General features: G+C 71.5%; 7 protein-coding genes. 6 read left to right on the forward strand and 1 reads right to left on the reverse strand.

Features of this window, described 5'->3' with window-relative positions:
- Positions 1 to 215: 215 nt before the first annotated feature.
- The 3 genes from GT030_RS34940 (at position 216) to GT030_RS34950 (ending at position 2,103) form a co-directional block, all read left to right on the forward strand.
- Positions 216 to 554: a YnfA family protein gene (locus GT030_RS34940; protein ID WP_161204503.1), complete on the forward strand. Its 339-nt coding sequence runs from the start codon at positions 216 to 218 to the stop codon at positions 552 to 554.
- Positions 555 to 605: 51 nt separating this feature from the next.
- Positions 606 to 1,379, forward strand: a complete 774-nt coding sequence (locus tag GT030_RS34945; RefSeq protein ID WP_161204504.1) for an SDR family NAD(P)-dependent oxidoreductase — start codon at positions 606 to 608, stop codon at positions 1,377 to 1,379.
- A 271-nt stretch (positions 1,380 to 1,650) separates the two neighbouring features.
- Positions 1,651 to 2,103: a hypothetical protein gene (locus GT030_RS34950; RefSeq protein ID WP_161204505.1), complete on the forward strand. Its 453-nt coding sequence runs from the start codon at positions 1,651 to 1,653 to the stop codon at positions 2,101 to 2,103.
- Between the two features lie 2 nt (positions 2,104 to 2,105).
- Here the strand turns inward: GT030_RS34950 and GT030_RS34955 are convergent, their stop codons facing one another.
- Positions 2,106 to 3,299, reverse strand: a complete 1,194-nt coding sequence (locus GT030_RS34955; protein ID WP_161204506.1) for an RtcB family protein — start codon at positions 3,297 to 3,299, stop codon at positions 2,106 to 2,108.
- A gap of 264 nt (positions 3,300 to 3,563) precedes the next feature.
- On the opposite strand from GT030_RS34955, the gene GT030_RS34960 reads away from it, so the two are divergent.
- The 3 genes from GT030_RS34960 to GT030_RS34970 all read left to right on the forward strand — a co-directional run.
- Positions 3,564 to 4,400 (forward strand): DUF3558 domain-containing protein, encoded by an 837-nt coding sequence (locus GT030_RS34960; RefSeq protein WP_161204507.1) that lies wholly within the window; start codon positions 3,564 to 3,566, stop codon positions 4,398 to 4,400.
- 126 nt (positions 4,401 to 4,526) lie between these two features.
- Positions 4,527 to 5,399, forward strand: coding sequence for a DUF3558 domain-containing protein (locus GT030_RS34965; protein ID WP_202460949.1), 873 nt, complete (start codon positions 4,527 to 4,529; stop codon positions 5,397 to 5,399).
- Between the two features lie 70 nt (positions 5,400 to 5,469).
- A partial coding sequence (locus GT030_RS34970; RefSeq protein WP_161204508.1) for a DUF2637 domain-containing protein occupies positions 5,470 to 6,155 on the forward strand: 686 nt, incomplete at its 3' end.

Here is a 6,155-nt window from a genome sequence, read left to right on the forward strand (position 1 = left end):
AGGCGGAGCCGGATCGGCCCGTCGCCCCGGCCGGGCCCCCGGCCCACAGGGCCGCGCCCGCGCAGGCGACCAGCAGCAGCCATGCCCTCGTCCGTACGCGCACGCCGACCACTCCCGTTTCCGTCACCGTTCCGCCCACCCGATGTATGCCACGCGAGCCGGACCGCAGGCGCCCTCCAACAGGTGAACGGGGGGGCGCGTGCCAGGCTTCCCCCATGCTGATCCTGCGCTCCGCCGCCCTGTTCGTCGTCGCCGCCCTCTTCGAGATCGGCGGCGCGTGGCTGGTCTGGCAGGGCGTGCGCGAGCACCGCGGCTGGCTGTGGATGACCGGCGGGGTGCTGGCGCTGGGCGCGTACGGGTTCGTCGCCACCTTCCAGCCGGACGCCCACTTCGGCCGCATCCTCGCGGCGTACGGCGGCATCTTCGTCGCCGGGTCGATCCTGTGGGGCGTGGTCGCCGACGGCTACCGCCCCGACCGCTTCGACCTCACCGGCGCCCTGATCTGCCTGGCCGGCATGGCCGTGATCATGTGGGCCCCGAGGAACGGCGGCTGAGGCTCGCCTAGGCTGGACGCGAGTCCGCGACCCCTCTCCCAGGAGCAGCCCATGGCCAGCGCCCCCTCCGCCGCGTCCCGTATCGCCGTCGTCACGGGCGCGAGCAGCGGTATCGGCGCGGCCACCGCGCGGCGGCTCGCCGAGGCCGGGTACCGGGTGGTGCTCACCGCGCGCCGGGCGGACCGTATCGAGGCGCTGGCGAAGGAGCTGACCGAGGCGGGCCACTCGGCCACCGCGTACCCGCTGGACGTGACGGACCGGGCGGCCGTCGACGAGTTCGCCGGGGCGTTCCGCACCATCGGCGTCCTGGTCAACAACGCGGGCGGCGCGCTCGGCGCGGACCCGGTGGCGAGCGCCGACCCGGAGCACTGGCGCACGATGTACGAGACGAACGTCCTCGGCACCCTCAACCTCACCCAGGCCCTGCTGCCCAAGCTGGAGGCGAGCGGCGACGGCACCGTGGTCGTCGTCTCCTCCACCGCCGGCCTCTCCACCTACGAGGGCGGCGCGGGCTACGTCGCCGCCAAGCACGCCGAGCACGTCCTCGCCGAGACCCTCCGCCTGGAGATCGTCGGCAAGCCGGTCCGCGTCCTCGAGATCGCCCCCGGCATGGTCAAGACCGACGAATTCGCCCTCACCCGCTTCGGCGGCGACACGGAGAAGGCGGCGAAGGTCTACGAAGGCGTCGCGGAACCCCTGACCGCCGACGACGTGGCCGACTCCATCACCTGGGCCGTGACCCGCCCCAGCCACGTCAACATCGACCTGATGGTCCTCCGCCCCCGAGCCCAGGCCAGCAACACCAAGGTCCACCGGGAGCTGTGAGGCGCATGCCCGGAGGCAACTGACCGGGTAACTCACACGAGGGAACCTCTTCGATCGCCCGCCCCACAGGCGAACTGGCGCCCTAGCCTCACGTCGAACGATCGGTATGACGCGAGGAAGCAGAGGCTCCCTGTGGCCCTCCGCGAGCAGGACCGCCCCCGGTTCATGGACCTGACGGTCCCCGAGCGCGCTCGGCCTGCCGTACGGCAGGAAGTCGGGGAGGGTTGCTCCGCCCCGCGTCGAGTTCTCCGGGCACGACTACGTGAGGGGGTTGATCGACGGCGACGGGTCGGTCGGCTTCACCGGGAAGGGGTGCCCCTTCCTCGGTCTGGCGACGGCCAGCACGGCCATCGCCGCGTACGTGTGCGACTTCGGCGCCGAGACCACGGGAGTGGAGCGAACTGTCCGGCGCAATGCGCGGGACGGCATGTACAACGTCCTCTGGACGAACGAGGCGGCCCAGCGGCTGGCCGCCGCCCTGTACTACCCGGACTGCCTGGCCCTCGACCGCAAACGGACAGCCGCCCGGTCCGTCGCCGCATGGGTTCGGCCGGAGAGCATGCGGGCCGCGTACACCCCGCGCCGCTGGAGCCCCGACGAGGACCGGGTCCTGCTGAGCATCAACTCGCCCACGGCGGCCGGCGAAGCGTTGGGCCGGACGACGCAGAGCTGCAACCTCCGCCTCTGGCGCCTCCGCACCGGCCAAGTCCCCCTGCCGGCCTGACCTCAGCCCTTCACGCAGACGAACTGCTTCAGCTTGGCGACGACCTCGACGAGGTCCGTCTGCTGGGCCATCACCTGGTCGATGTCCTTGTAGGCGGCCGGAATCTCGTCCAGCACGCCCGCGTCCTTGCGGCACTCGACGCCCCGCGTCTGGGCCTCCAGGTCGCGCACCGTGAACCGCCGCTTCGCGGCCGACCGGCTCATCCGCCGACCGGCGCCGTGGGAGGCCGAGTTGAAGGACTTCTCGTTCCCGAGCCCCTTCACGACGTACGAACTGGTCCCCATGGAGCCCGGAATGATCCCGAACTCACCGGAGCCGGCCCGGATCGCGCCCTTGCGGGTCACGAGCAGGTCCATGCCGTCGTACCGCTCCTCCGCCACGTAGTTGTGGTGGCAGGAGATCTCCGCCTCGAAGGCCGGCTTCGCCTTCTTGAACTCCCTGCGAATGACGTCCTTCAGGAGCGCCATCATGAGGGTGCGGTTGTACTTCGCGTACTCCTGCGCCCAGTAGAGGTCGTTGCGGTACGCGGCCATCTGCGGGGTGTCCGACACGAACACCGCGAGGTCGCGGTCGACCAGCCCCTGGTTGTGCGGGAGCCTCTGGGCGACGCCGATGTGGTGCTCGGCGAGTTCCTTGCCGATGTTGCGGGATCCGGAGTGCAGCATGAGCCAGACCGCACCCTCGGTGTCCAGGCAGCATTCGATCAGGTGGTTGCCGCTGCCCAGCGTCCCCATCTGCAAAGCCGCCCGCTCACGGCGGAAGTGGACCGGCTCGGCGACCGTGTCGAAGCGGGACCAGAACGTGTCCCAGCCCGCGGTGGGGAGGGCGTGGAAGCGGGAGGGGTCGAGGGCGGTGGTGTGCATGCCTCGGCCGACCGGGATGGCCTGCTCGATGCGGGAGCGGAGGCGGGTGAGGTCGCCGGGGAGGTCGTTGGCCGTGAGGGAGGTCCTGACCGCGGACATGCCGCAGCCGATGTCGACGCCCACCGCTGCCGGACAGACCGCGTCGCGCATGGCGATGACCGAGCCGACCGTCGCGCCCTTGCCGTAGTGCACGTCCGGCATCACGGCGAGGCCCTCGATCCAGGGCAGGGTGGCCACGTTCTGGAGCTGGCGCAGCGCGCCGTCCTCCACGGTGGCCGGGTCGGTCCACATCCGCACCGGGACGCGGGCGCCCGGTATCTCCACGTACGACATAACCGATCAATCCCCCAAAGGTGACATGACAACTCATATGCCGGGCAAGGGTCATTGCTCACGGAAGTCACCCGGACCGGCAGAACGCAAAAGCGGCGCCAGGGCCGGTGAAATGGGACAGGGGACCGGCGACCACGGCGGTGCGTGCGATACACATTGTGTCCAGCAGGCGCCCCGCCGCGGCAAGCGATTAACCAGCGGGGACACTGGAGCATCGACCGGGCACCGCCGTCGGGTCGCACACCGTCCTTAAGGAGCCCGACCGTGCAGCGGAAGGCGTACATCACCGGCACCGCCGCCCTCCTCGCGGCCCTGCTGGCAGGCTGCAGCTCGGGCTCCGGCGGCGGCACGCCCACCGACGACGCCAACCCCGGTGACGCCGCCTCCGCCCCGGCCGCCGCCCAGCCCGGCCGGTACCGCACCCTGCCCGAGCCCTGCGGCGCCGTCGGCCACGACACCCTCGGCACCCTGCTCCCCGGCATCCAGCAGCTCACCGACCCCGACCAGCGCGACAAGGCGTACCGGGGCGTGCCGGCGCTGACCTACGACACCGACCGCAAGGTGGGCTGCCGTTGGAAGGTGGAGTCCACCTTCGCCACCGACCGCCTCTCGGTCGACTTCGAGCGCGTGGTGTCGTACGACGGGGCGGTCAGCGACGACACCCAGGCGCAGAAGCTGTTCCAGGGCATGGCCAAGGCCGCCGACCTGCCCGTGCCCTCCCTCTCCGCGCCGGCCTCCCCCAGCACCGGCCCGAGCGGCAGCGGCACCCCCTCCCCGTCCGCCGACCCCTCCGGCAGCCCCTCCTCGGGCGCCTCCACCGACCCGGCGGCGGGCGGCTCCGGCAGCGCCGCGCCCACCGACCTCCGGCCCCGCGTCCTGTCCGACCTCGGTGACGAGGCGTACCTGGACGACCAGCTCGGCTCGTCCGGTTCGACTGCCGAACCCCGGACGGTGACTGTGGTGTTCCGCACGTCGAACGTGGTCGTCACCATCGACTACGAGGAGCAGCCGATGGCCGTCGGCGCGGTCCCGGACAGCAAGGAAATGCAGGACAGGGCACGCGATCTGGCCTCTCAACTGGCCGACGTACTGGACGGCTGACGCCCCCTCGCCCGCCCTGGTCCCCCTCCCCGAAGGCGCTCGACCGGCGACCGCGGGCCGCGCGTACCGCGTACGGTGGCCCCGCAGGAACCCGCACGAACACCGAGCGTCACGAGTGAAGGAACCATGCAGCGAGCAGCCCAGCGAGACGACCGTGCCCAGCGTGGACCGCGTGCCACGCGTCTGAGCCGTGCCCTGGTGTGCGCGGCAGCCGTTCCCGCGGTACTGATCACCGCGGCCTGTTCCTCGGACTCCGGTGACGCGCCGGGCAAGGCGGGCGCTTCCGCCAAGCCGTCCGCCGGCAGCGGCCCCGGGCAGCCTTCGGCCAAGCCCTCCCCGACCGTGCAGGCGTCGGTGTTCCGCAAGTTGCCCGAGCCGTGCAAGGTGCTGCCCAAGAAGACGCTGGGCGACCTGGTCCCGGAGGCGGACACGGCCGGCAAGAAGGGGTCGAGCGACGACACCGCGAACCGGTCCTCCTGCTCCTGGACCAGCCTGGACAACAACGGCGTCAAGGGCTCGCAGTTCCGCTGGCTGAACGTCTCCCTGCTCCGCTTCGACTCCGACACCTCGCGCGGCAGCGGCAACGACCAGGCGCACGCGTACTACACGCGCCAGGTCCAGGACGCCAAGGCCGCCCCGGGCGCGAAGAACACCAAGGCGGAGGCGCTCGGCGGCACCGGTGACGAGGCGACGGCGGTGCACTACGACCTGAAGAAGAAGGAAGGCGCCTTCAAGCAGCAGACGGTGGTGGCGCGCGTGGAGAACGTCGTGATCACCCTCGACTACAACGGCGCCGGTCTCGCGGGCGACAAGACCCCGGACGCGGACGACCTGACGGCGGACGCCAAGAAGGCGGCCAAGGAGGCCGTTACGGCGGTGGCCAGTGCCAACGGCCGTGCCGCTAAGGAGAGTTCGCCCTCGGCCAGCCCCTCCAAGGGCACCTCCAAGTCCCCCTCCCCCAAGGGTTCGGCGTCCTCCGCCGCCCCCAAGAAGGGCTGACCGACACCACGTTCGGCGCACACCTGTGCCACTCTGTTGCGCGCAACAACACGCAAGGGAGGGAGTACGAGTGGCCGCGCCAATGCAGTTGACTCGGATGCACCGCGTTCTGATCGGCGTGGTCGTCACCGGCGCGCTGGTCATCGCCGGTATCGGCTTCGCCGGTTCGTACGCGGCCGTCCGGGAGCTGGCCCTGCGGAAGGGCTTCGGGAACTTCTCGTACGTGTTCCCGGTCGGCATCGACGCGGGCATCTGCGTACTGCTCGCCCTCGACCTGCTGCTGACCTGGATGCGCATCCCCTTCCCGATGCTGCGTCAGACGGCCTGGCTGCTCACGGCCGCGACGATCGCCTTCAACGGCGCCGCCGCCTGGCCCGACCCGCTGGGCACCGGCATGCACGCGGTGATCCCGATCCTGTTCGTGGTCTCCGTCGAGGCGGCCCGGCACGCGGTCGGCCGGATCGCGGACATCACCGCCGACAAGCACATGGAGGGCGTCCGCCTCACCCGCTGGATGCTCTCCCCGCTGCCCACCTTCCTGCTGTGGCGGCGGATGAAGCTGTGGGAGCTGCGCTCCTACGAGCAGGTCATCAAGCTGGAGCAGGAACGTCTCGTCTACCAGGCCCGGCTGCGCTCCCGCTTCGGCCGCGCCTGGCGCCGCAAGGCCCCGGTGGAGTCCCTGATGCCGCTGCGCCTGGCCCGCTACGGCGTCCCGCTCGCGGAGACCGCCCCGGCGGGCCTCGCGGCGGCGGGCAT

Source organism: Streptomyces sp. SID1328 (genome assembly GCF_009865595.1).
In the GTDB taxonomy this organism is placed as follows: Bacteria; Actinomycetota; Actinomycetes; order Streptomycetales; family Streptomycetaceae; genus Streptomyces; species Streptomyces griseoluteus.